This is a genomic window from Virgibacillus carmonensis (assembly GCF_057836705.1).
Window position 1 is genome coordinate 80,463 of sequence record NZ_JBYQFJ010000014.1, and the last position, 22,688, is coordinate 103,150.

At 38.8% G+C, this 22,688-nt stretch carries 22 protein-coding genes; 3 read left to right on the forward strand and 19 right to left on the reverse strand.

The features are described from left to right. Positions 1–42 precede the first annotated feature (42 nt). On the reverse strand, positions 43–798 hold the full coding sequence (locus AC3G7N_RS12505) for a gluconate 2-dehydrogenase subunit 3 family protein (RefSeq protein WP_489422494.1): 756 nt from the start codon (positions 796–798) through the stop codon (positions 43–45). Positions 799–919: 121 nt separating this feature from the next. Between AC3G7N_RS12505 and AC3G7N_RS12510 the strand changes: the two genes are divergently transcribed. Then, positions 920–1,606 (forward strand): hypothetical protein, encoded by a 687-nt coding sequence (locus AC3G7N_RS12510; RefSeq protein ID WP_489422495.1) that lies wholly within the window; start codon positions 920–922, stop codon positions 1,604–1,606. 63 nt (positions 1,607–1,669) lie between these two features. Here AC3G7N_RS12510 and dacB read toward each other — a convergent pair whose 3' ends face one another. Next, positions 1,670–3,205, reverse strand: a complete 1,536-nt coding sequence (gene dacB, locus AC3G7N_RS12515) for a D-alanyl-D-alanine carboxypeptidase/D-alanyl-D-alanine endopeptidase (RefSeq protein ID WP_489422496.1) — start codon at positions 3,203–3,205, stop codon at positions 1,670–1,672. Between the two features lie 215 nt (positions 3,206–3,420). On the opposite strand from dacB, the gene AC3G7N_RS12520 reads away from it, so the two are divergent. Further along, positions 3,421–4,116, forward strand: a complete 696-nt coding sequence (locus tag AC3G7N_RS12520; protein ID WP_489422497.1) for a hypothetical protein — start codon at positions 3,421–3,423, stop codon at positions 4,114–4,116. 60 nt (positions 4,117–4,176) lie between these two features. Here the strand turns inward: AC3G7N_RS12520 and AC3G7N_RS12525 are convergent, their stop codons facing one another. The 5 genes from AC3G7N_RS12525 to AC3G7N_RS12545 form a co-directional block, all read right to left on the reverse strand. Then, complete coding sequence (locus tag AC3G7N_RS12525; protein ID WP_489422498.1) at positions 4,177–4,938, reverse strand: methyltransferase domain-containing protein; 762 nt, start codon at positions 4,936–4,938, stop codon at positions 4,177–4,179. Between the two features lie 65 nt (positions 4,939–5,003). After that, complete coding sequence (locus AC3G7N_RS12530) at positions 5,004–5,453, reverse strand: NUDIX domain-containing protein (RefSeq protein WP_489422499.1); 450 nt, start codon at positions 5,451–5,453, stop codon at positions 5,004–5,006. 26 nt (positions 5,454–5,479) lie between these two features. Beyond that, positions 5,480–5,902, reverse strand: coding sequence for a DUF1801 domain-containing protein (locus AC3G7N_RS12535; RefSeq protein ID WP_489422500.1), 423 nt, complete (start codon positions 5,900–5,902; stop codon positions 5,480–5,482). Between the two features lie 78 nt (positions 5,903–5,980). Then, on the reverse strand, positions 5,981–6,712 hold the full coding sequence (locus AC3G7N_RS12540) for a class I SAM-dependent methyltransferase (protein ID WP_489422501.1): 732 nt from the start codon (positions 6,710–6,712) through the stop codon (positions 5,981–5,983). An 87-nt stretch (positions 6,713–6,799) separates the two neighbouring features. Continuing rightward, on the reverse strand, positions 6,800–7,105 hold the full coding sequence (locus AC3G7N_RS12545) for a TIGR04104 family putative zinc finger protein (protein ID WP_489422502.1): 306 nt from the start codon (positions 7,103–7,105) through the stop codon (positions 6,800–6,802). 194 nt (positions 7,106–7,299) lie between these two features. Here AC3G7N_RS12545 and AC3G7N_RS12550 point away from each other — a divergent pair, with 194 nt between their 5' ends. Further along, positions 7,300–8,076 (forward strand): 2-keto-4-pentenoate hydratase, encoded by a 777-nt coding sequence (locus AC3G7N_RS12550; RefSeq protein ID WP_489422503.1) that lies wholly within the window; start codon positions 7,300–7,302, stop codon positions 8,074–8,076. A 63-nt stretch (positions 8,077–8,139) separates the two neighbouring features. On the opposite strand, the gene ilvA is transcribed toward AC3G7N_RS12550, so the two are convergent. The 12 genes from ilvA to dapG form a co-directional block, all read right to left on the reverse strand. After that, on the reverse strand, positions 8,140–9,084 hold the full coding sequence (ilvA, locus tag AC3G7N_RS12555) for a threonine ammonia-lyase (RefSeq protein ID WP_489422504.1): 945 nt from the start codon (positions 9,082–9,084) through the stop codon (positions 8,140–8,142). 81 nt (positions 9,085–9,165) lie between these two features. Further along, entirely contained in the window at positions 9,166–9,744 is a 579-nt protein-coding gene (gene leuD, locus AC3G7N_RS12560; protein ID WP_489422505.1) for a 3-isopropylmalate dehydratase small subunit, read from the reverse strand. A 13-nt stretch (positions 9,745–9,757) separates the two neighbouring features. Further along, complete coding sequence (leuC, locus tag AC3G7N_RS12565) at positions 9,758–11,164, reverse strand: 3-isopropylmalate dehydratase large subunit (protein ID WP_489422506.1); 1,407 nt, start codon at positions 11,162–11,164, stop codon at positions 9,758–9,760. Between the two features lie 18 nt (positions 11,165–11,182). Then, positions 11,183–12,289 carry a 3-isopropylmalate dehydrogenase gene (gene leuB, locus AC3G7N_RS12570; protein WP_489422507.1) on the reverse strand — a complete coding sequence of 369 codons (1,107 nt, stop codon included), beginning with the start codon at positions 12,287–12,289 and terminating at the stop codon, positions 11,183–11,185. Between the two features lie 25 nt (positions 12,290–12,314). Continuing rightward, positions 12,315–13,859 carry a 2-isopropylmalate synthase gene (locus AC3G7N_RS12575; protein WP_489422508.1) on the reverse strand — a complete coding sequence of 515 codons (1,545 nt, stop codon included), beginning with the start codon at positions 13,857–13,859 and terminating at the stop codon, positions 12,315–12,317. Beyond that, positions 13,846–14,880, reverse strand: a complete 1,035-nt coding sequence (gene ilvC, locus AC3G7N_RS12580; protein WP_489422509.1) for a ketol-acid reductoisomerase — start codon at positions 14,878–14,880, stop codon at positions 13,846–13,848. Before ilvC ends, AC3G7N_RS12575 begins: the two co-directional genes overlap by 14 nt. 299 nt (positions 14,881–15,179) lie before the next feature. Beyond that, positions 15,180–15,698, reverse strand: a complete 519-nt coding sequence (ilvN, locus tag AC3G7N_RS12585) for an acetolactate synthase small subunit (RefSeq protein ID WP_489422510.1) — start codon at positions 15,696–15,698, stop codon at positions 15,180–15,182. Further along, positions 15,695–17,416 carry a biosynthetic-type acetolactate synthase large subunit gene (ilvB, locus tag AC3G7N_RS12590; RefSeq protein WP_489422511.1) on the reverse strand — a complete coding sequence of 574 codons (1,722 nt, stop codon included), beginning with the start codon at positions 17,414–17,416 and terminating at the stop codon, positions 15,695–15,697. The genes ilvN and ilvB overlap by 4 nt, the downstream gene beginning before the upstream one ends. Positions 17,417–17,994: 578 nt before the next feature. Next, positions 17,995–18,900, reverse strand: a complete 906-nt coding sequence (thrB, locus tag AC3G7N_RS12595) for a homoserine kinase (protein ID WP_489422512.1) — start codon at positions 18,898–18,900, stop codon at positions 17,995–17,997. Then, positions 18,897–19,958, reverse strand: coding sequence for a threonine synthase (gene thrC / locus AC3G7N_RS12600; protein WP_489422513.1), 1,062 nt, complete (start codon positions 19,956–19,958; stop codon positions 18,897–18,899). Before thrC ends, thrB begins: the two co-directional genes overlap by 4 nt. After that, positions 19,955–21,241: a homoserine dehydrogenase gene (locus AC3G7N_RS12605; RefSeq protein WP_489422514.1), complete on the reverse strand. Its 1,287-nt coding sequence runs from the start codon at positions 21,239–21,241 to the stop codon at positions 19,955–19,957. Before AC3G7N_RS12605 ends, thrC begins: the two co-directional genes overlap by 4 nt. A 33-nt stretch (positions 21,242–21,274) precedes the next feature. Continuing rightward, positions 21,275–22,495 (reverse strand): aspartate kinase, encoded by a 1,221-nt coding sequence (gene dapG / locus AC3G7N_RS12610; protein ID WP_489422515.1) that lies wholly within the window; start codon positions 22,493–22,495, stop codon positions 21,275–21,277. Positions 22,496–22,688 lie beyond the last annotated feature (193 nt).

Genomic DNA, 22,688 nt, shown 5'->3' on the forward strand with positions numbered 1-22,688 from the left:
TCTATTTGTACGCCGTTAACCAGTCGCCTCCGCTTTTCTTAATTACATATGTTCGCGAAGACTTTTTGGAGGTATATCCTTAAAATCTTCCTCAATGATATCTGTATAACTCATTTGATTACCTGGATAATTCCTCATTCTCCATCCATCCATATCTTTGTTTCCACTATATAATGGGTCACTGTATACCCCTTCTAGAGTCATACTCCGAAGTAATTCAAAAAAGCCACTCGGAGAAACTGTCATTAACTTAACTTTGTCTTCTGCAAAGTCTGTCAAAACCGCTTCTTGTTCCTCTTCCGTTAAACTAATAAAGCCCTTTTTATATTTCTTTTGGCTATAACTTTGCATCTCTTTTAAAGCAATACGAAAAATTTCTTTTCGCCTAAGTCTGCCCTGATAGCCTTGAACTTTTTCACCATGATAAAACGGTGGTTGCATATAATCTCTAGCATTTAGTCCATAGGAGCCAGCTAATTGATGGTCAATATAATAGGCCACTCCTAACTCTTTAGCTCCCGGCCCATTTTCATCCTCCGGGAAAATTCTTTCCGTCGCAGCATCAACCATTTTAAACTCTGCCTGACTAAAATTCATTAAGGCATGAGTAAAGTTTGTTGTTTTGTTATTCTTGTTATTGGTTTGTGGTGCCGTTTTTTCCTCAGTATCCCACGGAATAACACTACCAATTACTCCGCCTACTGCTAAGCCACCAACCGCATACCCAGAGTTTTTAATAAACTTTCTGCGAGATAATCTTTCGCTCTCCGATTGTTTCTTATTTTTGTCATCAGTCAAAGAAATCACCTCTTTTATCCATTAAAATTAATTCGCAGTTATTATGCCACCAAAAATAACCAATCATACATAAAAAAATATTGGGTAATATACGAGTAAGTATTAATATGGAGGTAAGTTTATGAAAAAACCCTGGAAAATAATTTTGATGACCTTTGCGTTTAGTATAGCGTTAGTGCTTTCTGCTTGTAATGGGGGTCAACAAGAAGAAGCGACAGATACAAATGATTCAAATGGTACGGATATAAATAATGTCTCTCATCATCAATCAGACACTAATCTAAATGATCCATCACTAATCCCAAGTGAAACTGGTGAAAAGACGGAAACAACCAATGAACATGGATCAACATACGATGGAATGGGACAAGACATTTATGGTTCTATTGGAAGCTCGGGTATTCATGAAGGTGGTGTTTCTTCCTTTTTTGAATCTATTTTAGAAAGTGAAGGCATTACTGGTGTAAAGGTGTTCGTCGTAGATGATTCCGTGATTCTGGCAAGGGAAGAAGAGCAAACTACATCACACCAATATGATCATATGCAAAGCGATCTTCTAAGCGGAACAGAAGGTATGTCTGGCAAGGGTGAACCTGAAGGAGTTGAAGGGTCACAAGAAGAAAGTCTTGATAATTTTGATCAAGCAAAGACAATGATGAGTGAAATGTTTAATGGCGATGTTAAAGTTTTAACAGTGACCGACCCTAAAGCACCGGGCCTTATTGAAACAATCAAAAAAAACATTATAAATTCATCTTATCAAGAAGCATCGGATAATCTATTAACACTTTTTAAAATGACTAATTAGAATAGGAAAAGAAGGAGAGCACATGACTCTCCTTCTTTTTTATGATTAAATATGATTATATGATTAGTTGGCCAAAATCCTGACAATATTGTCCTCTATATCTTTTCCATCATCCTCATCTATTAGATGGTTACTAATTATAGAAAAAATAATCGTTTCACTTTCTCTGGGATTAATATAACCAGACAAGGAACTAACCGAGTGTATCGTTCCAGTTTTAGCCTGAATCGTTGCCTGATTTGTGATTTCTTCCATTCTGCCTTGTAATGTCCCGCCAACCAACGGATCCTGCACACCAGCAACAGGTAAAGAATTGATATAAGTAGAAAACCAATCCTTCCTTTGCACAGCATGTAAAAGCTTTGAAACTTCATTGACTGGAATCAAGTTATTGCTCGAAATTCCTGATCCATCTCTAATTCTCATGGTTTCAATATTTAATTCTAATTTAAGAAATTCCTCTTCCATTACCTCAAGACCCTTTTCCCAACTTCCTTCACCTTTTACTACTTTTCCCATTTCTTTCACAAGTACTTCTGCATGTACATTGTTACTAAGCTTCATAAATGGTACAAGCAGCTTTGATAACGGCATGGAATCATGTGAAACTAGAACAGTCGCCGTTTCTGGAGCTTTTCCTACTTTTAAATCACCTGTCCAAGTGATACCTTGACTCTTTAAAGCCTGCTGAAACAAATCTAATGCATAACCTGTCGGCTCCCAAACTGCCATCCATTCTTTTGCTGCCCACGAATCAATTGGAATGGTACCTTCAATTGTAATAACATTTGTGCCATGTTTCCTTCCGACTTCAATTTCCTCTTCTTCCCCAGCTGATACCGTTTTGGCATTATTAATAATTTGCACGTAATTTGTTTGTGGTAACACGGTTATTAACGGCTTATCGCCCACACTATCACCAGGACTGGCTTCCACTATCACTGAACCTGCATCATAGTGAGTACTTGGTGAAGCTGTTAATGCTGAAATTTGTGCCCCGTAATAATATTGTTCGTCATCCCAGATCAAATCAGGTGAAATACGAACATCGTCATACCACGTATCATCCGCAATAACATCTCCATTAACTTTTGTAATTCCGCGATCGCTGATCTGTTTAGCAAAATCAACAAAATCAGACGATATTAAAGTAGGGTCACCTTTTCCCTTTATGTAGAGATTTCCTCGAAGTGTATCATCATTTATCGGTCCATCCGCTAATACTTCTGTTGTAAAGGTATAATCTCTTCCGAGTGTAGATAATGCAGTAGCACCGGTAAACAACTTCATATTCGAAGCAGGCTGCATTCGAATATCACCGTTATGTTCATACACCACTTCACCCGTTGCAGCTGACCGGATGCTAATACCAATCAAAGCGCCAGTTAAATTAGGTTCATTTTTAATATACTCATCTAATTGTTCCTGAAGTGAACCTGTTTTAGTAACACCATTAGCTTGATTATTTGAATCTTCCATGTCGCTTTTCGCCTCCCTATCTTTAACAGATTTATTTTTTTCATTGGACTGAACCGTATCTATTAGAATGACTATTGATAGTACAAATAGAACAGTAAAGATGATTCTTGCAGTTTTCATGATTATCACCTTAACCTTTGGATGTAATTTAAAGTGGAAAAATTTTCGTGAGTTTGATTATGGAGTATGCTACTTCTTCTAAAATAATTGTAACACAGGCTTAATTATTCTTTTACTTTTTCATTTCATTAAAAACTTGCCCAGTATTTCAATATAAGGTTTAATTTAGAAGTTTTAACAAATAATAAAATGAAACTATAGGATGGAGGTATACCATGGAACAAGAAGAAAAGTTGAAAACTGCTGGTATTTCATTAGCTAGCGATTTAAAGGTACAGACCCTTGGTGGAGCTGAGCAAACTACTGATACACAAGCGCATATGGAGGCAGTTCGGACGATATTGAATGATTGGAACGCTATGTCCAAAAAATCGGCTAATCTTACAATTGAACAATACGGGCCTCCAAACGAAGCTATTCCAAGCAGATTAATCTGGTTTAACAATGGACAGTGGAAACGAACGGTAGTTTATAGGGACGAGATCCCACATGATTTCCCACAACCGCATACCGATGTTATCGAAAATTTTATTAATTATTCAGTTCCACCAGAGATGTTTAGCGAGCTTGCAAAGTTTGATGGAAGTGTAATCGTTGAAAGGACAAAAGGAGAAGTGTCTTCCCGTTGTGACATGGAAGCAGCTAATATTCTTGCGCTAAACTTAATGAATGATATCGTCACCGGTAAACAGAATGCAGAAAAGGCTCGTGACATCTATTGTGACGTGACCTCGGCATTTATGATGAATAGATCTGCACCTTATGCCGAGAAACTTCAATTCGAGGTACAAACTGAGGAAAACTACGATACGGACAAAGTCATGATTGCTGATGAAATGGTTGAGCAAGCAATTGAAAAAGTTAGAGATAGGTTTAATCCTGACGAGAAGCAGGATAAAAATTATCACTAACATATAGGTTAGCACCACTTTAAGCAAAAGTGGTGCTAAAATCATACTCCATCTGCACTGCTAAACAGCTTTAGCACAAATAACAAACCGATGCTGTTTCACATCAAAATACCCTACTGAATTTATTTGCTGATGTATCTGATATAACTTTTTTTTAAATTTTTCAATACTAAAGTCAGGCACCTGCCATGGGATAGCTTTTAGATAATAAACTAAAGCACCTACGTCATAAAAACGTTCAATCGGAAATTCTTCTTTACGAAAGGTAACATCAAAAGAATGATGGCTAAGTTCGCTAACTGCCATTTCTAAATTCCAATACGAAAATTCATCATTTATAGGTACAGCAAGACCTTCATTAATTCCAGCATCATTCATTCCGCCAACCTGCTGCGTAAGAAAAATTCCATTATCAGAAATAATCCTTCTTAACTCTTTCGGTGAGTATGACTCATGTTTATTAATAATCAAATCAAATTGATTAGTTGCAAATGGAAGATCCGTATCTTCTTCAATCGGAAAAACCTGAACACCCAGGGGCTCCAGTTTATTCCGTGCTAATGGAACATTCGGTTTATAAGCTTCAGTCGCACAGACCTTTTTCGGAAAAGGTCTTAACATAGACAAAAATTCTCCACCACCCGTTCCCATATCTAACATGACTTGAGCGTTCTGAACAAGCGGTTTTGCCATACTTCCATATGACCACGACAGTAACTCACTCCCCATACGTCCTGTTTCCGAGATATAGGAGAAATCCCAGCCTTTAAAACCCTGATTTACTTCATTCAAATAATCAAAGAATAATTTATCTTTTATCATGTATATTCCTCCAAATTCACTTATTTTCAGCTGATAAAAAGGCTTTTGTGGAGGCACCTGGTACATTATATATAATCCAAAATCTTTAAATCCACCTTATCCATATATCCTATGTCCTCATTGGTGTCCCAGAGTTTTATTTGACTTGTCTCTTCGTTTTCTCTAAAAGATTGTAACCGATGAACTGTTGAAAAATAAACAGGATTATACTTAATAAGTGCATTTCTATTGTTCCTAACTTTCAATAAACCTTTAAACGTTAAATCATCTACTTTTTGCCCAGTTTCCTCATAAAGCTCCCTTATAGCGCATTCCTTTGGTGTTTCACCTATTTCTTTTTTTCCAGCGGGAAATTCCCATTGCTTTCTCCATTTGTTAAAACACAAAAGGTACTTACCATTGCAGTGAATTATGGCAAATGAGCCAGCAATTGGATGATAGTAATCCATTTCGCTTTCCTTTAACGTAATAAAATCAAGAAATTGTAATCCAACTTTATTCTCAATAATATCCAATCACCCCCTATTACACTAGTTGGTTATTATCGGTCTGGATAAGTTTCATTTAAAAAGATTACGGATTGGTTTATTAATTCTTTTAATACATCAACATCAATATCTTCTACCTTATTGATATAGACACACGCCTTACCAGTTGTATGTTTTCCAAAATTCTTTAATAATTCCGCTCGTTTTGTATCACCTGTCGCAAAATACAAACTGACTTTTGCCTTTCGAGGTGAAAAACCAACTAGCGGCGCATCGCCTTCATGACCGGATTCATATTTATAATGATAGGAACCGAATCCAATGATACTCGTTCCCCACAACTTTGCATCATAACCTGTTGTTTCGGTAAAAATATCTAATAATTTGTAGGCACTTTCTCGTTTTTTGAGGTTATCAACATTTTCAATAAACGCAAGTACACTGTCGTCCGTTTCTTTTGTTTTTAATTCGTACATAATTAGATTCTCCCCTTTTCCTTAATAACCAAATCAGCCTGATGAGTGTCTAACTTCACTCCACCTTAGTTTCCAACATTACTTCACACAAGAAAAGGCTAAAACAACTGGAATTCTTTTTCTTCTTACAAATTCTTCATCGCTTTTAAAATGTGCACGTTTTGGGGTGCCTTCACGCAAATCTAATATTGTGAACCCGGCTTGTCTAAGTGCAGTAAAGTATTGTTCAATTGTTCGATGATATTTAACAACCACTTTATTAATCCAAGGCTCCTTTCTCTCGCCATCGTTAAAATAATCGTCCACTATCCAGTTAGCACGTTTGTCACCAGATTGCTTACTAGAGAATGAAGATGTTGTTAGCGGGTGTTGAACACTAAATATAAATTTCCCATTTTCTTTTAAAGAGTTATAAACATTAAGAAAAAGTTGATCGATATCTAATACATAATGTATTGCAAAACGTGAGGTTATTAGTTCAAATTCATTGGTAGGGTATTTATATGTCTCCATTGTTTCGCAAATTATCTCTCCATTTTCAGAAGATATGTTAGCTCTTGCAGATGATGCCATTTGTTCCGAACCTTCTATTCCGGTGTAAAACTTCGCGCCTTGATTTAGCATTTCTTTTCCAAAGGAAGCATCGCCACAGCCTAAGTCTAAGATGTTTTTACCTTGAATATCGCCGATAAGTTCATGGATAATAGGACCTTCAATAGCATTGTTGGGACTATCTTGCCGGTCTCTTCTCTTCATATAATTTGATAAAAAATCTGTTTGATCGTAAGCACTGGATCCTCTGAATTCCACACAAACACCCTTTCAAAATATTAACTCTGTTCATCGCTCTATCACTTTTTTAAGCATACTCGAATTTAACCCCGTTTTCCAAGATCTTTACCAAAATGGTGCTTCTTCTTTGCTTAATGCTAAATATTTTGGTGTGATCAAAGCTAAAACAACAAGTATAAACAAACACAAAACAACAGTCCATATCACAGGTACATCTAGTAAAATTAGAGTTAACAAAACTGGGAAATTCCCTAGATAAAAAATACAACTAATCTTCCATCTACTGTATTTAGAGATGTAGTTTTTCTTCCCACAATGGGGACATTTCATGTTTTTCTTAAATATATACATGGCCTTCAATCTATATGAATAGCTCCACTTTTTATGACAATACTTACAGGTCAGCATCATCAGCTCCTATCATTCCCGAAATATATTATTGTTCCCTCACGCTTTATTGAGTTGAATTTGCCTCAATTCTTTTTACTAGTTATTTTAACAAAAAAATAACTAGTAAATAACTAACCCAAAGTACTGAATACTTACAAATATTCTAATCATTTGTTATTATTAGTATCAATTCATAAGAAAGAGGTGTTTCAATAATGAAAACTAATACGAAACATACCAAACTGGTTGAGACATTATACAATGCATCCGATCTTAAACAGCCTATTTCCAAAGCGAGTATTCCAGAGAATATTGGTAAATCAGATGCTTATGAAATTCAGCATCAAATCACCGAAAAAAAGGCTATCGTGAAAAATGATGAGCTACTGGGATATAAAATTAGTTTGACAAGCGAAGAAACTCAGGCATTGTTTCATTCAACTACACCTCTTTATGGAGCTTTAACACAGACAAGCCTTTCTGAAGGAACAATAGAATTGGCTGATATGCTATCCCCTTTAATTGAAATCGAATTAATGTTTATTACGAATGAGGACTTATCAACTGAAGACGATGTTCAATCCATTCTACAAAAAGTGAGTGTTGCACCTGGTCTGGAAATTCCGGATTCACGCTTTACGGACTGGTTTCCCAATCTTAGTTTCGGTCAAGTTATTGCAGATAGTGCGGTTGCAGGAAATGTGGTTGTCGGGGCACCTGTACAAGGATTAACGGTTGAGCAGTTGGGAAATATAAAAGCTGGACTGAGTCTAAATGGAGAAATAATTGCTAAAGGATCTTCATCGGAAGTTCTTGGTAATCCTGTCCATGCAATAAAATGGCTAATCGGTGAGCTTGCCAAAAGTGGACAACGTATCAAAAAGGATATGATTATATCTTCCGGTACGTTTATTCTGCCTAAAGTATTACAAAAAGGAATTTATGAAGTACGTTTTGAAGATGTTGGTGAAGTTAGCCTTCAGGTGATCTGAGAAAATAAGCAAAGATTCTCTAGGTCGCTTCGACCCAAAGAATCTTTTTTGTAAAAAAAAGTCCTAAGCAGAATGCGTTCTATCTGCCAGTTGCTGGATTTTTGGAAGAGCTCCAATGTCCATGTTTCCACCGCTAACAATTACACCGCAATGTCTTGATTTAATTTGATGGTTGTGGCTGAATAACGCTGCTAATGCTGCAGCGCCTGCCCCTTCCATCAATGTCTTATTTCGTTCAAGCATATAAATAATAGCTGCAGCAATTTCTTCATCTGTTACAGTTAGGATATTATCTACATAATTGCGTATTAGTGGTAATGTTTTTCTGCCAGGTTGTTTAACTGCTATACCTTCTGCGATTGTAGATACTGTTGTAAAACTATTCACTCTATTATAATGGTAGCTATCATATACAGCGGACGCACCACTTGCTTGAACTCCGATAATCTTAATATTACGATTAACATGTTTGGCAGCAACCGCAATGCCGCTAATCAGACCACCGCCGCCTATTGGAACAATTATCGTGTCAATTCGATCCTCTTGCCTTAACATTTCTAGGGCAATTGTGCCTTGCCCTGCCATTACATCATAATCATCAAACGGATGAATATAAACAGCACCACTTTGGAGTTGTTTTTTCATTGAAGCATCATATGCATCTTGGAAAGTCTTACCCGTTAGTACAACATCGGCACCATATGCCCTTGTTGCATTAATTTTTGCCTGTGGTGTTGATTCTGCCATGAATATAGTTGCTTTAACTCCTATTTTTGCTGCTGCATGTGCTACTCCCTGGGCATGATTTCCCGCTGAAGCAGTAATAACACCTTTTTTTAATTCATTGTTTGACAGCTGCATCAGTTTAAAGCTTGCACCTCTATACTTAAATGCTCCTGTTTTTTGTTGGTTTTCCATTTTGAAATAGATATGTTTTCCAACTAACTTATTTGTTGTAGATGATGTTATTAATGGTGTACGGTGAACGATAGGAACTAAACGTTCCATCGCAGTATGAACTGTTTCACCTGTTAAGCAATCCCCAATTAATTCACTCTCCTCATTATAATACTATTTTCCCCTACATTCTTATGCATTCTCATATGCATCAATCTTATCTTGATGTTTTAACGTTAGAGCTATTTCATCCCATCCATTTAACAACTTTTCCTTATGATAGGTGGGAATATCAAAGTGTACCTTATGTTGATCAGGAGTAATAATCGTTTGACCCTCTAAATCTACCGTCACTATTAACTTGGATTGTTCTGCTTGGTGCATCCATTGATTTAGCTGTTTTTGTTCCATTTGAATAGGTATAATCCCATTTTTCAATGCATTATTATAAAAAATATCTGCAAAGCTTGGAGCTATGACAACACGAAATCCATAATCAACTAATGCCCATGGTGCATGTTCTCTAGAAGAACCACACCCGAAATTTTCCCCAGCTAATAATATCGATGCACCGTTATATTTCACTTTATTTAGCCCAAAATCAACTCGCTTGTTGCCTTCGTCGTCAAATCGCCAATGATAAAATAAAAATTGGCCAAATCCAGTTCGTTCAATTCGTTTCAAAAATTGCTTCGGTATAATTTGATCTGTATCAACATTTGTCCGATTCAACGGATACACAAGTCCCGTATGCTCATTAATAGCTTCCATGACATAACACCTCCTAATTAAGCACTCCTGCAAATGAACGGACATCCACAAAGCGACCCTCAATTGCGGCTGCTGCTGCCATTTCAGGACTTACTAAATGTGTGCGCGAGCCGTTCCCTTGTCTTCCTTCAAAATTTCGGTTAGATGTTGATGCACATCTACCTTCTGGTGGAACAATATCGTCATTCATAGCTAAGCACATACTACATCCAGCTTCACGCCACTCAAATCCCGCTTCTTTAAAAATAGTATCTAAGCCTTCTTTTTCCGCTTGCAGTTTTATACTAAAAGAACCGGGCACAACGATAGCCCTGACAGTTGATTTAACTTGCTTCCCTTCAACGATAGCCGCTGCCTTCTGTAAATCACTCAGTCGTGAATTTGTACAGGATCCGATAAATACATGGTCAATCTCTATCGAAGTAATCGATTGGTTTTCTTTTAATCCCATATATTCCAGTGCCCGCTCGACATCTTCCTTATATTCTACTTCTTTTAAATCAGGAGTAGTTCCACTCACTGGTACACACATGCCAGGGTTTGTTCCCCATGATACTTGTGGTTCAATTTCCTCTGCATGTATTGTTACAGTTTTATCGTAAACAGCACCTTCGTCAGTAGCAAGATCTAGCCATTGTTCAGCCATTTCGGTAAATGCTTCTCCTTCAGGTACATATTCTTTTCCTTTTAAAAACTCAATCGTTTTCGCGTCAGGGCTAATTAAACCAGCTCTAGCACCCGCTTCAATCGACATGTTGCAAACTGTCATACGTTCTTCCATAGATAAATTTCGAATCGCATCACCCGTATACTCAATGACAGATCCTGTTCCGAAGCGCACGCCAAATTTCGCAATGATAGCTAGAATTAGATCCTTTGCCGTGACTCCGGGACCTAAGTCGCCTTCCACCTGTACATTCAATGTTTTGGGTTGTTCTTGCCACAATGTTTGGGTAGCCAATACATGTTCAACTTCACTTGTACCAATTCCGAAAGCTAATGCACCAAATGCACCATGTGTGGATGTATGACTGTCCCCGCACACAATTGTTTTCCCCGGTTGGGTTAATCCAAGCTGTGGTCCGATCACATGGACAATACCTTGGTCCGGGTGATACATATCCGCTAACCTTATCCCATTTGCTTTACAATTCTGTCTCAACGTTTCCATTTGCTTCTCAGCAATTTGGTCTTTAATAACATCCCTATTTTTGGTTGGAACATTATGATCCATTGTAGCGTACGTTAAGTCTGGTCGGCGTACTTTTCGATTGTTCAAGCGTAACCCCTCAAAAGCCTGAGGAGAGGTTACTTCGTGAACTAAATGCAAATCAATATAAAGCAAATCTGGGGTTCCTTCTTCCGTGTGTACAACATGTTTATTCCAAATTTTATTAACGATTGTTTCAGGTTTTACCATTTCATCACATCCCGCCATTTAGACATACATACTGCAAATACTGTTCGAAACACTTTTTGTTGTTAAGCTTTCTACTACTATTTCTGTCATTTCTCTTGTACCTACTTGCTTCCCGTCCTTAATATGCAAATCAGGGGTATGGTACCCTTGATCAAGACTGTCATAAACAGCATCTTCAATTTCAGATGCTTCCTCTTCCAATCCAAATGAGTGTCGGAGCATTAATGCTGCAGAAAGAATCATACCAAGTGGATTAGCAATCCCTTTCCCAGCAATATCTGGCGCAGACCCATGAACAGGTTCATAAAGACCAACCCCATCTGATCGAATACTAGCTGACGGCAGCATTCCTAAAGATCCTGTTAAAACGGAAGCTTCGTCACTTAAGATATCTCCAAATAAATTTTCAGTAACAATGACATCAAAGCGATTTGGCTGTGTAATAAGTTTCATTGCGGCGGCATCAACAAGCAAATGCTCTACCGTCACATCTGGATACTCCTTGCTTTTTTCGTTAACAATTTCACGCCACATGCGACTTGATTCCAAGACATTCGCCTTATCAACAGATGTCAACCGATTATTTCTTAACCCGGCACTTTGAAAGGCTTTGTCAATAATTCGTTCCATTTCACTGCGATGGTAATAAAGTGTGTCAACAACAGCATTACCGTTCTCGCGCCGTTCACTTGGCTGCCCAAAATAAAGTCCACCTGTTAGTTCACGAATGATTAAAATATCGCTACCTTTTATTACATCCTCTTTTAATGGTGAAGCATGTAACAAAGGAGCAAAACCTTTCACCGGACGTAAATTGGCAAACAGCCCTAATTCTTTCCGAATTCCAAGCAACCCTTTTTCCGGTCTCATGTGTCCAGGAAGGGAGTCCCATTTCTCTCCTCCCACTGCGCCTAAAAGAATGGCATCTCCATGTTGGCATGCTTTAATGGTATCTTCTGGTAAAGGTGTACCAGATTGATCGATGGCATCACCACCGATAGCATGTTGGTGAAACGTAAAGCTATGACCAAATTCACTTGCAACCGTATTTAACACAAGCTTTGCTGATTCCATAATCTCTTTACCAACACCGTCACCTGGAAGTAGAATAATTTGCTTATTCATAAATCTCCCCTCCTCTTTCCTTCTGTTATTTTACTATCTGTTTCTTTGTTGCCGTTTTCTGTTGTACAATATATCGATTTACTGCATTTAAAAATGCATTCGCAGACGCTTCAATTACATCTTGGGCTGTTCCTCTACCGTTCATTGGTTCCCCATTAATAACGAGTTGCACATGCGATTCTGCAAGAGCATCCTTTCCACGACCAACGGAATTAAGCTGGTAATCTACTAGATGTAGATCCTCCGTAATTAATGCATCTAATGTTTTGTATAATGCCTCTACACTACCTTGACCAGTGCAGGCTGTTTGTACCGTTTCACCGTCCGGATTTTTTAACAGCACTGTTGCAGTAGGTATATTCGCTGTACCATATTGCACCTGAAACATTTCTAACTGGTACTTCTCCACTGCAGAAGAGTCTGTTTGAATTTCCATTAATATCGTAAACAAATCATCATCCGTTACTTCTTTTTTACGGTCTGTTAACAGCTTAAATAGGTTGAATGCTTCTTTAAGCTTTTCATCTGAAAGTTCATACCCAAGTTCCTTTACTTTGTCCTTAAACGCATGTCGACCTGAATGTTTCCCCAGGAATAATGTGTTTGAACTTATACCTACCATTTCAGGTGTGATAATTTCATAAGTTGAGGCATGTTTCAGTACCCCATCCTGGTGTATACCGGCCTCATGTGAGAAAGCATTTCGGCCAATAATCGCTTTATTTGCTTGCACATACATCCCAGTCAATTTCGCTACTAGGTCACTAGTACGTTTAATTTCATTCAGCTTAAGGTCTGTATGATAGGCATAATGGTCAGAGCGAATCTTTAGTGCTACCGCCAACTCTTCTAATGCTGCATTTCCAGCCCGCTCGCCAATTCCATTAATTGTTCCTTCCACCTGTGTTGCGCCATTTTCCACTGCAGCTAACGAGTTAGCTACCGCCATACCTAAATCATTATGACAATGACAAGAAAGGCTCGCACGGCCAATATTTGGTACTGTTTCTTTTATGAATTTAAACAAATTCCCATACTCTAAAGGTGTCGTATATCCAACTGTATCAGGCAAGTTGATAACAGTAGCACCTGCGTCGATAACACGCTCGATAATCTGAGCTAAGAAGTTCCAATCTGACCTGGATGCATCTTCTGCAGACCATTCTACTTGTGGAAACTTCTGTTTTGCATAGGAAACCATATTTACAGCAGTATCAATAACTTGTTCTGGCGTCTTTTTCAGCTTATACGTCATGTGAATTGGTGATGTTGCTAAAAAAAGATGTAAGCAAGGTTCTGCTGCACCTCTTAATGCTTCCCAGGCCGTATCAACATCTGACTTCACTGTTCTAGCTAATCCTGTAACGGATGTATCCTTTATTGTTTCTGCTATCGTTTTTACAGCATTAAAATCCCCTTTGGAAGAAGCAGGAAACCCTGCCTCCATCCTGTCAACACCGAAACGTTCCAGCTGTTTTGCGATTTCCAATTTTTCTAGTTGGTTTAGATTAACTCCAGGTGATTGCTCACCATCTCTCAATGTTGTATCGAAAATCTTAATTTGTGACATGTACTTTCACATCCTTTTGTTTAGTTTTTAATGGTTGTTTTACAAAAGGCATTAAGTCACGTAACTCCCTTCCTACTTTTTCAATTGGATGTTGGTTTTCTTTTGCATTGGTTGCATTAAACTTAGGACGATTAGCTTGATTTTCTAAGATCCAGCCTTTCGCAAATTCACCAGATTGCACATCTGCAAGAATTTCTTTCATTCGATCCTTTGTTTCATCGTTGATTACGCGTGGCCCAGATACAAAATCTCCCCATTGTGCAGTATCTGAAACGGAATAGCGCATGTTTTCAAGTCCACCTTCATACAACAAATCAACTATTAGCTTCATTTCGTGCATACATTCGAAGTAAGCTACTTCCGGCTGATATCCCGCTTCTGTTAACGTTTCAAAACCTGCCTTTATTAAACTAGTAACTCCTCCACATAGGACGGCTTGCTCGCCAAACAAATCTGTTTCCGTTTCCTCTTGGAATGTTGTTTCAAGAACGCCTGCCCTAGCTGCACCAATTCCTTGTGAGTATGCAAGTGCAAGTTCTTTAGCCTTTCCGGTAACATCTTGATGCACCCCATATAAAGCTGGTACTCCCGCGCCCTCTTCAAACGTCCTGCGAACCAAATGTCCCGGGCCTTTTGGTGCAACAAGAAATACATCTACATCGAGTGGTGGAACTACTTGGGTAAAATGGATGTTGAACCCGTGTGCGAATGCAATTGCACTATTTGGTTTAAGATTGGGTTGAATACTTTCATAATATACAGAAGGCTGAAGTTCATCTGGAAGAAGCACCATCACAACATCTGCCCCACTTACTGCATCCGCTACCGAAAGAACTTCAAATCCATCCTGCTCCGCCTTTTCCTGAGATTTACCAGGTCTAAGTCCTACCACTACATCGTACCCGCTATCGCGAAGATTCAATGCATGTGCATGCCCTTGTGACCCATAACCAACTACCGCTATTTTCTTTTCTTGCAATACCTCTTTTTGAATATTCTTTTCATAAAGTACTTTTGACATTTAAATCTTCCTCTCCATTTTTAATTTTATAGTTTTAAAATATTATTTCTTTAGTTTACTTCTATAACAGCAATAGCCACGTCCAGCTCTATCACCCAGCGGCTAGTGGACTTCCTTCTCCTCCTTACGATAAGTTTAACAATAGTCGAACGTCCTTAAACGCTTTCACTTTTCGTGTTTCCTTTATCTCATACGGAAGGAATGTTCGATAAAACCGCCACTTTGCGTGGCAACATCGACTACCCACGGTGCGTGGGCACAGTCCATACGCCACTAAACCGGCGCTTCCGCTTTTGGTGCTATATAGTAGATGAGTTTATCTCTGTAACCTGTTTTGGCTGTTGCCCTCTTAAAAAAGCTGTAACACCAGTTTTAGTAAGTTCCTTTATTCCATATGGTCTTAGTAGTGAAATCAAAGCCTCAACTTTATTTGGTTTTCCTGTTATCTGTATGGTTAAGCTGTCCTTGCTAACATCTATTACAGATGCACGAAACGGGGCTATTATCCCTTGAATTTCAGCATGTAAGTGACCACTGCCACCTACCTTAACAAGCGCCAATTCTCTTGCAACGATTGCCTTATCCGTAATATCCGATACTTTTATAACATCAATTTGTTTATTCAATTGTTTTGTTAGCTGCTCTAACTTTTGGCTGTCGCTAATCTCAACAACAAATGTCATTTTGGACATTCCTTCTGTTTCCGAACTACCTACGGAAATGCTATCGATATTGAACTGACGTTTATATAACATTCCGGTGATCCGATTAAGAACACCACTTCGATCCTGAACGGTAGCCGTTATAATACGTTTCATTTCGTCACCCCTAACATTTCATGAATCCCTTTTCCAGGAGCAATCATCGGATAAACACATTCCAGTTGAACAACTCGACAATCAACTACAACGGGCCCCTCATAGGAAAATACATCCTCAAGCGTTTCGACCACATCATCTTCCTTGTCGACTTTTAATCCGCGAATGCCATAGCTTTCTGCAAGCTTTACAAAATCAGGGTTCTGAGTAAGAAGCGATTCGGAATATCTTCCTTCATAAAAACTTTCCTGCCATTGCCTCACCATCCCTAGCGCCTCGTTATTAACAATGATTATTTTTACTGGCAGGTTTCTTTCTTTTATGACCGACAACTCTTGAAGAGTCATTTGAAATCCACCGTCACCGACCACAGATACTACCAAATCATCAGGCGCTCCGAGTTGAGCACCAATTGCTGCTGGAAAACCAAATCCCATTGTTCCAAGCCCTCCAGATGTTACCCAGCGATTAGGTTTATCAAATGCGTAGTATTGTGCTGCCCACATTTGATGCTGCCCGACATCTGTTGTTACAATCGCATCTCCATTCGAAACACGATAAATTTGTTCGAGTAACCATTGTGGCGAGAGTAGTTCGTTTGACCTTTCGTACCATAACGGATAATTTGTTTTATTATTCTGTATCCGTTCTTTCCACAATTTGTGGTCTGGCATGCCAATGGAGCTTGTTAATAATGCCTTTAGTGCTTCCTTTGCATCCGCCACAACGGGAATATCAGTTGAAATATTTTTTCCGATTTCCGCCGGATCAATATCAATGTGAGCTACTTTTGCGTTTGGTGCAAAATGTTCGATGTTACCAGTTAGACGATCATCAAATCTTGCTCCTATATTTAGTAATAAATCACATTCATAAATTCCCATGTTTGCTGCGTACATTCCGTGCATGCCAGCCATTCCTAAAGAAAGTGAATTAGAACCTGGAAAACTTCCGAGCCCAAGCAATGTATTAGCTACAGGAAGTTGATACCTCTCAGCGAACTCCTTCAGTTCCTGTGCTGCATTTGCTGATAATACTCCTGCACCTGCTAATAGCAGCGGACGTTTTGAACGACTTAAAGCATCTGCTAATTTAACAATCTGTAATGGATTAGGATTCTTTGTCGGTTGGTACCCCGGTAAATAAAAATCATTTTCAAATTTCTCTGTGGTAATCGCTGCGGATATATTTTTAGGAATATCCACAACTACTGGCCCAGGGCGCCCTGTTGAAGCAACATGAAAAGCTTCGTTTACAATTCTTGGTAAATCAGATATGTTTTTCACTTGATAATTGTATTTCGTAATCGGGGTAGTTATTCCCATTACGTCTGCTTCTTGAAAAGCATCCGTTCCAATAACACTATTTGCTACCTGACCTGTAAATACAACTAGTGGCAAGGAATCCATCATTGCATCTGTAATACCGGTAATTAAATTGGTTGCCCCAGGCCCCGAAGTAGCAAGCACTACACCAGGTTTTCCAGTAACACGCGCATACCCTTCTGCTGCATGAATGGAACCTTGTTCATGACGAGAAAGTACATGTTCAAAAGGGGCTTTGCTACGGTATAACGCATCATAAATCGGTAATACAGCTCCACCAGGGTAACCAAATAACGTATCAACTTTTGCATCAACCAATGTTTCAATTAATAAATCAGACCCGGTTCTTAATTCTTTTGTACGCTCCATCTCATGCTTTGCCTCAACTTTCACATTACATACCTCCTCTTTTTGGATTCAAAAAAGACCCTTTACTCCCCATAAATCTGCATAAATTCAGAATTATAGGGGAGAAAAGAGCCATCTTTTCACGGTACCACCCATGTTTGTAGCACTCTTACGAATACTACCTTATGAGGCTGACGAGCAGCCTACTTTGATAACAGGTACATAAAAATGCACCTGACCCAGTCTACTAAAGAATCTGTTCAACTTGGCACTCAGAGATGATGTCAGAGCAATATGTACTTCTAGGCTTCCAGCAACCCTAGATCTCTGTAAATACATGTAACATGCTCCTTTTTTCCCGTCATCGAGTTAATCTTTATTCATATTTTTAAAGATTTAGATAATTAATATTGCCGACAATCATATAACGTTTTAGACGGTTGGTCAATAGGTTTTTCAAAGTTTTTTGATACTTTAGATAAATCTAAATAATTGTATGCGTTTCCAATGTTTATATGGTAAGGAAAGCTGTAAAAGAAAAATTTATATTACATTTTCATGACATTGCTTAAATTTTCAAAATCTCCCGTTTCTTAAGCCAGAGCTATTAACTGATTATATTTCTATTGAAGAGCGATTTGCTTAACCTGCAAACCGTTTTGAACTATTTTTAATGGGACAACCTGATAATCAGAAAGCTTTGCTGCCATGTGCTTCGTTATCACCGCACCTTGACCTTTAGGTACAAAAGACATCATTGTTGGACCAGCTCCGCTAATAACAGTTCCATAGGCATCCACCTTTTTGGCTTCCTGCTTTACGATATGGTAATCCGGGATAAGATCTGCCCTGTATGGTTCGTGGAACAAATCACTTTCCATCATTTTTCCAGCTACATGATAATCTCCAGAAAGAAGGGAGGCAATCATTAGATTACTGATTGCACTTGCAGTAACCGCCCGTTTCCTGGAAAAGGTAGTTGGAAGTGCTCGTCTTGCTATTTCAGTCTTTAGTTTCACAGGAGGTATACAGACAACAATATCCAAATCAGGAGTTGGTAACTTTATATAGTCAACATTTTTATTCTGTATCGTAGCGGTAACAACAATGCCTCCAAATAATGCAGGTGCCACATTATCTGAATGCCCTTCCATTTCGGTCCCATATAGCAGCTTTTGCTCACTTGTTAAAGATAGATCACATAATTGATTTGCTAGTTCAACCCCCGCTAACGTCGCGGAAGCACTACTACCAAGCCCACGAGCTAATGGAATCTCACTATCGACGATAACTTTACAAGCCGGTAGTGTTTTCTGATGACGCTGTGCCGTTTGTTTTGCAACTTGATAAATGAAATGATCACTAAAATCCGAAAAAAAGGGCAGAAAATGAGAGTTATGTTCGAACTCCCATTCTCCCTGTTCTTTTACTTGAAGTGTCAAAAAGAGATCTACAGCTAAACCAACTGAGTCAAATCCCGGACCAATGTTTGCAGAACTAGCTGGGATAGAGATTTCGAATTGCTTCATGTTGTCACCATATCGGTTATATATGCCATAACTTTTTCTTCATCGTTAGGCAGCGAAACTGGTTCCACATTTACTTGATCGATTGCTGTCTGTGGATCTTTCAAGCCATTTCCAGTCAAAACAACAACAACTTTACTTCCTGGTGTAATAACCCCCTCCTTACACTGCTGGATAACTCCCGCAATGGAGGCACAGGAGCCTGGCTCTGCAAAAATTCCTTCCTTACGTGCCAGAAGTTGAAATGCATCTGTAATTTCATTGTCTGTTACAGCATTAATTTTCCCAGCTGATTCATCCCTTGCAGTAACTGCAAGATCCCAGCTTGCTGGGTTTCCAATACGAATGGCTGTGGCAACCGTTTCTGGATTAGCGATGACGGTGTTTTTCACAATCGCTGCTGCGCCTTCCGCTTCGAAACCGAACATTCTTGGTAGGCCAGTTTCCTTTTCATGATGATATTCCTTAAACCCCTTCCAATAAGCACTGATATTCCCTGCATTACCAACTGGAATAGCTAGGATATCGGGTGCAGAACCAAGTTGCTCACACACTTCAAATGCTGCTGTTTTTTGCCCTTCTAATCGGTAGGGATTCACTGAGTTAACAAGTGTAATCTTTGCTTTCTCGCTTAACTTGCGCACCATTTTTAAAGCATCATCAAAGTTTCCATCGATCTCTACAATTTCTGCCCCATACATTTTTGCTTGCGCAAGCTTTCCAAGCGCAACTTTCCCCTTTGGAATTACAATGATTGCATGCATACCTGCTTTTGCAGCATAGGCGGCAGCCGAAGCAGATGTGTTCCCGGTGGAAGCACAAATAATGGATTTGCTTCCTGCTTCCGCCGCTTTTGCAACAGCGATCACCATCCCTCGGTCCTTGAAAGAGCCTGTAGGATTCGCTCCTTCCACTTTCCCGTGTAGCTCCACACCTAGTAGGTCAGAAAGGTGCGGAAAATAAATTAATGGTGTATTTCCCTCATGAAGGGTTAAATCTGGTGTCTCTGTTGTCACAGGTAAATAGGAACCATACTGTTCGATTATTCCTCGCCAATTCATTCACCAACAGCTCCTTCAATACGGAAATAACTTTTTACTTCCTTTACAACATCTGCCTTTTGTAAATCTGATAAACTATTTTTGACCTTTTCCAGTGTTGTTTCATGCGTTACTACAATGATTTCATCTTGTCGAGTTTGTATGATTCTATCGAAGCTTATATTTAAGTTAGTAAATAAAGATGAAATAGTTGTAAATGTATCGACCTTATCTTGTACATGTAATCTAAAATAATAGTTTCCAAAGCGCTGATCAGGTCTTTTTAATACCTTTTTATAGCGTGGTGTTACTAACTGGCGCCCGCTTACATCTAATAACATATTTTTAACAGCAGCCACAACATCAGACATTACAGCTGTTGCAGTCGGCAAGCCACCTGCTCCAGGACCATAAAACATGGTTTCTCCAACAGCTTTTCCATTAACATAAACCGCGTTATATTCGTCTTTTACTGTTGCCAATGGATGTTTATCAGGTAGAAATGTAGGTTGTACACTTACTTCAACCTGATCATCCTGAAAATGAGCAAAACCGATTAATTTCATTGTAAGGCCAAGCTGTTTTCCATACCTTAAATCTTCTAACGCTAGATTAGCAATTCCGCTAATCTCAACATCCTCTAAATCTACGGATGTAGAAAATGCAAGTCTAGCAAGGATAGCCATTTTTCTGGCAGCATCCAACCCTCCAACGTCTGCTGTAGGATCAGCCTCTGCAAAGCCAAGTTCCTGCGCTTTTTTTAATGCGCCTTCATAGGAAACTCCCTCATCATCCATTTTAGTTAGAATATAGTTCGTTGTTCCATTCACAATCCCCATTACCTTTTGAATCCGATCTGACACGAGTCCATCTGCTATGCCGCGTATTATTGGAATTCCGCCAGCGACACTAGCTTCATAAAATAGATCACAACCATTTTGATTTGCTGCCTGTTGAAGCTCAAGACCGTGTATTGCCATTAAATCTTTATTTGCAGTTACGACATGTTTTTTCGCCTCAAACGCTTTTAGAATATATGCACGTGTATCTTCAATGCCACCCATTACCTCGATAATGACGTCAATTTCCGGATGATTTAAAACATCATCAGGGTTTGTAGTAAGAAATGTAGGATCGACATCAACTTCACGCGCCTTCTTCAAATCACGAACTAATATATTTTTTATTGTAATACCACATCCAAGTTTGTGAACAAGTTCTTCCTGGTGTTTTTCAATCAGTTGAAAGACACCAGACCCGACAGTTCCTAAGCCTAAAAGACCGACAGATATATTTCTATTCATATTCTCAACCCCTTTTTTGTAATTTCAAACTATTTATTTAATACCTGTTTCTACCTTTTGGCTCAATTTAAACGTATCATGCAATACATTAACTGCATCCATTAAATCTTTTTCGTGAATCAATAGACAGATTGTTGTATGACTGTCACCAGATTGCAGGATTTGGATCCCTTTTTCAGTAAGGGTATGAACTATTTTAGTAGCGACAGGCATCCCCATTATGCCATCTCCGACAACTGAAACCGTTGCACAATTTTCAATCACTTGTGGATAAAAATCTAAGTTGGTTATGAGGTCAACTGCTGTTTGCGTATAGACCCTTGGTACTGTAAAAAGTAATCCTGCTGAGGATACATTAGAAAAAACAACTGAAATCCCTGCTTCTCCCATCGCCTTTAAAACGTCTGAATGAAGACGGTGCACTTCCTCTCTATTCTCAATTTTAATTTGGGTTAGAGCGATCTTATGAGCGATACCGGTAATGGATTGATCGGGTATTTCCTTTATATTTGCATTTGTCACCAATGTTCCACTTTCAATTGAATAAGTCGAGCGCACATGTAATGGAATATTTGCCTTCATAGCAATTTCAACTGCTCTTGGATGAATCACTTTTGCACCTTGATTTGCCAAATTACAAATTTCTGTATAGGATACAATTTTTAATTGCCTTGCAGATTTGACTATTCTCGGATCCGCCGTCATGATGCCGTTTACGTCTGTGAAAATTTCAACCTTTTCAGCGTTGAGTGCAACCCCTAGTGCTGCTGCAGTCGTGTCACTTCCCCCCCTGCCAATCGTTGTGATTTCTCCGGCAGGTGTTTGCCCTTGAAAGCCTGCAACTACTACAACGTTATGGTTATCCAATTCCTTTACTATACGAGAAGTATTGACACGTTTAATTTCCGCCTGTGTGAATTCAGAAGTTGTCAGAATACCTGCTTGCGCACCAGTAAGTGCAATAGATTTAATATGATTACTCTGTAGCTCACTTGACAATACCACACCAGCAATTGTCTCCCCACATGACAATAATAAATCCATCTCGCGTTTCGCGTGAATTGAGGTTGACTGGTTAACAAGGCTTAGTAACGTATCTGTAGCATAAGGGTCCGGCTTACGTCCTAATGCTGAAACAACAACTACTAATTTATAATTCCTTTCGATCGCATGTTTAATATGAGCAATCACTTTAGAAATGCTAGCTGGCGTTTGTAGTGAGGTACCTCCAAATTTCTGAACCAAAATTGTCATTTTTACACCTCTATTTTATAACCAATTTTTAAAGATTGAGCAATTGTACATACTTCATATTGCATCTATCACTCCAATACTGGCCCCCTTTAAATGATCAACATGTACAAGAAAAGCTCAGAGCGCCTTGAAAGACATGACAAGCATAAGCAGAGCGGTGCAGTGTGGGTGCTTTGCCCACGCGGAAGCGAAC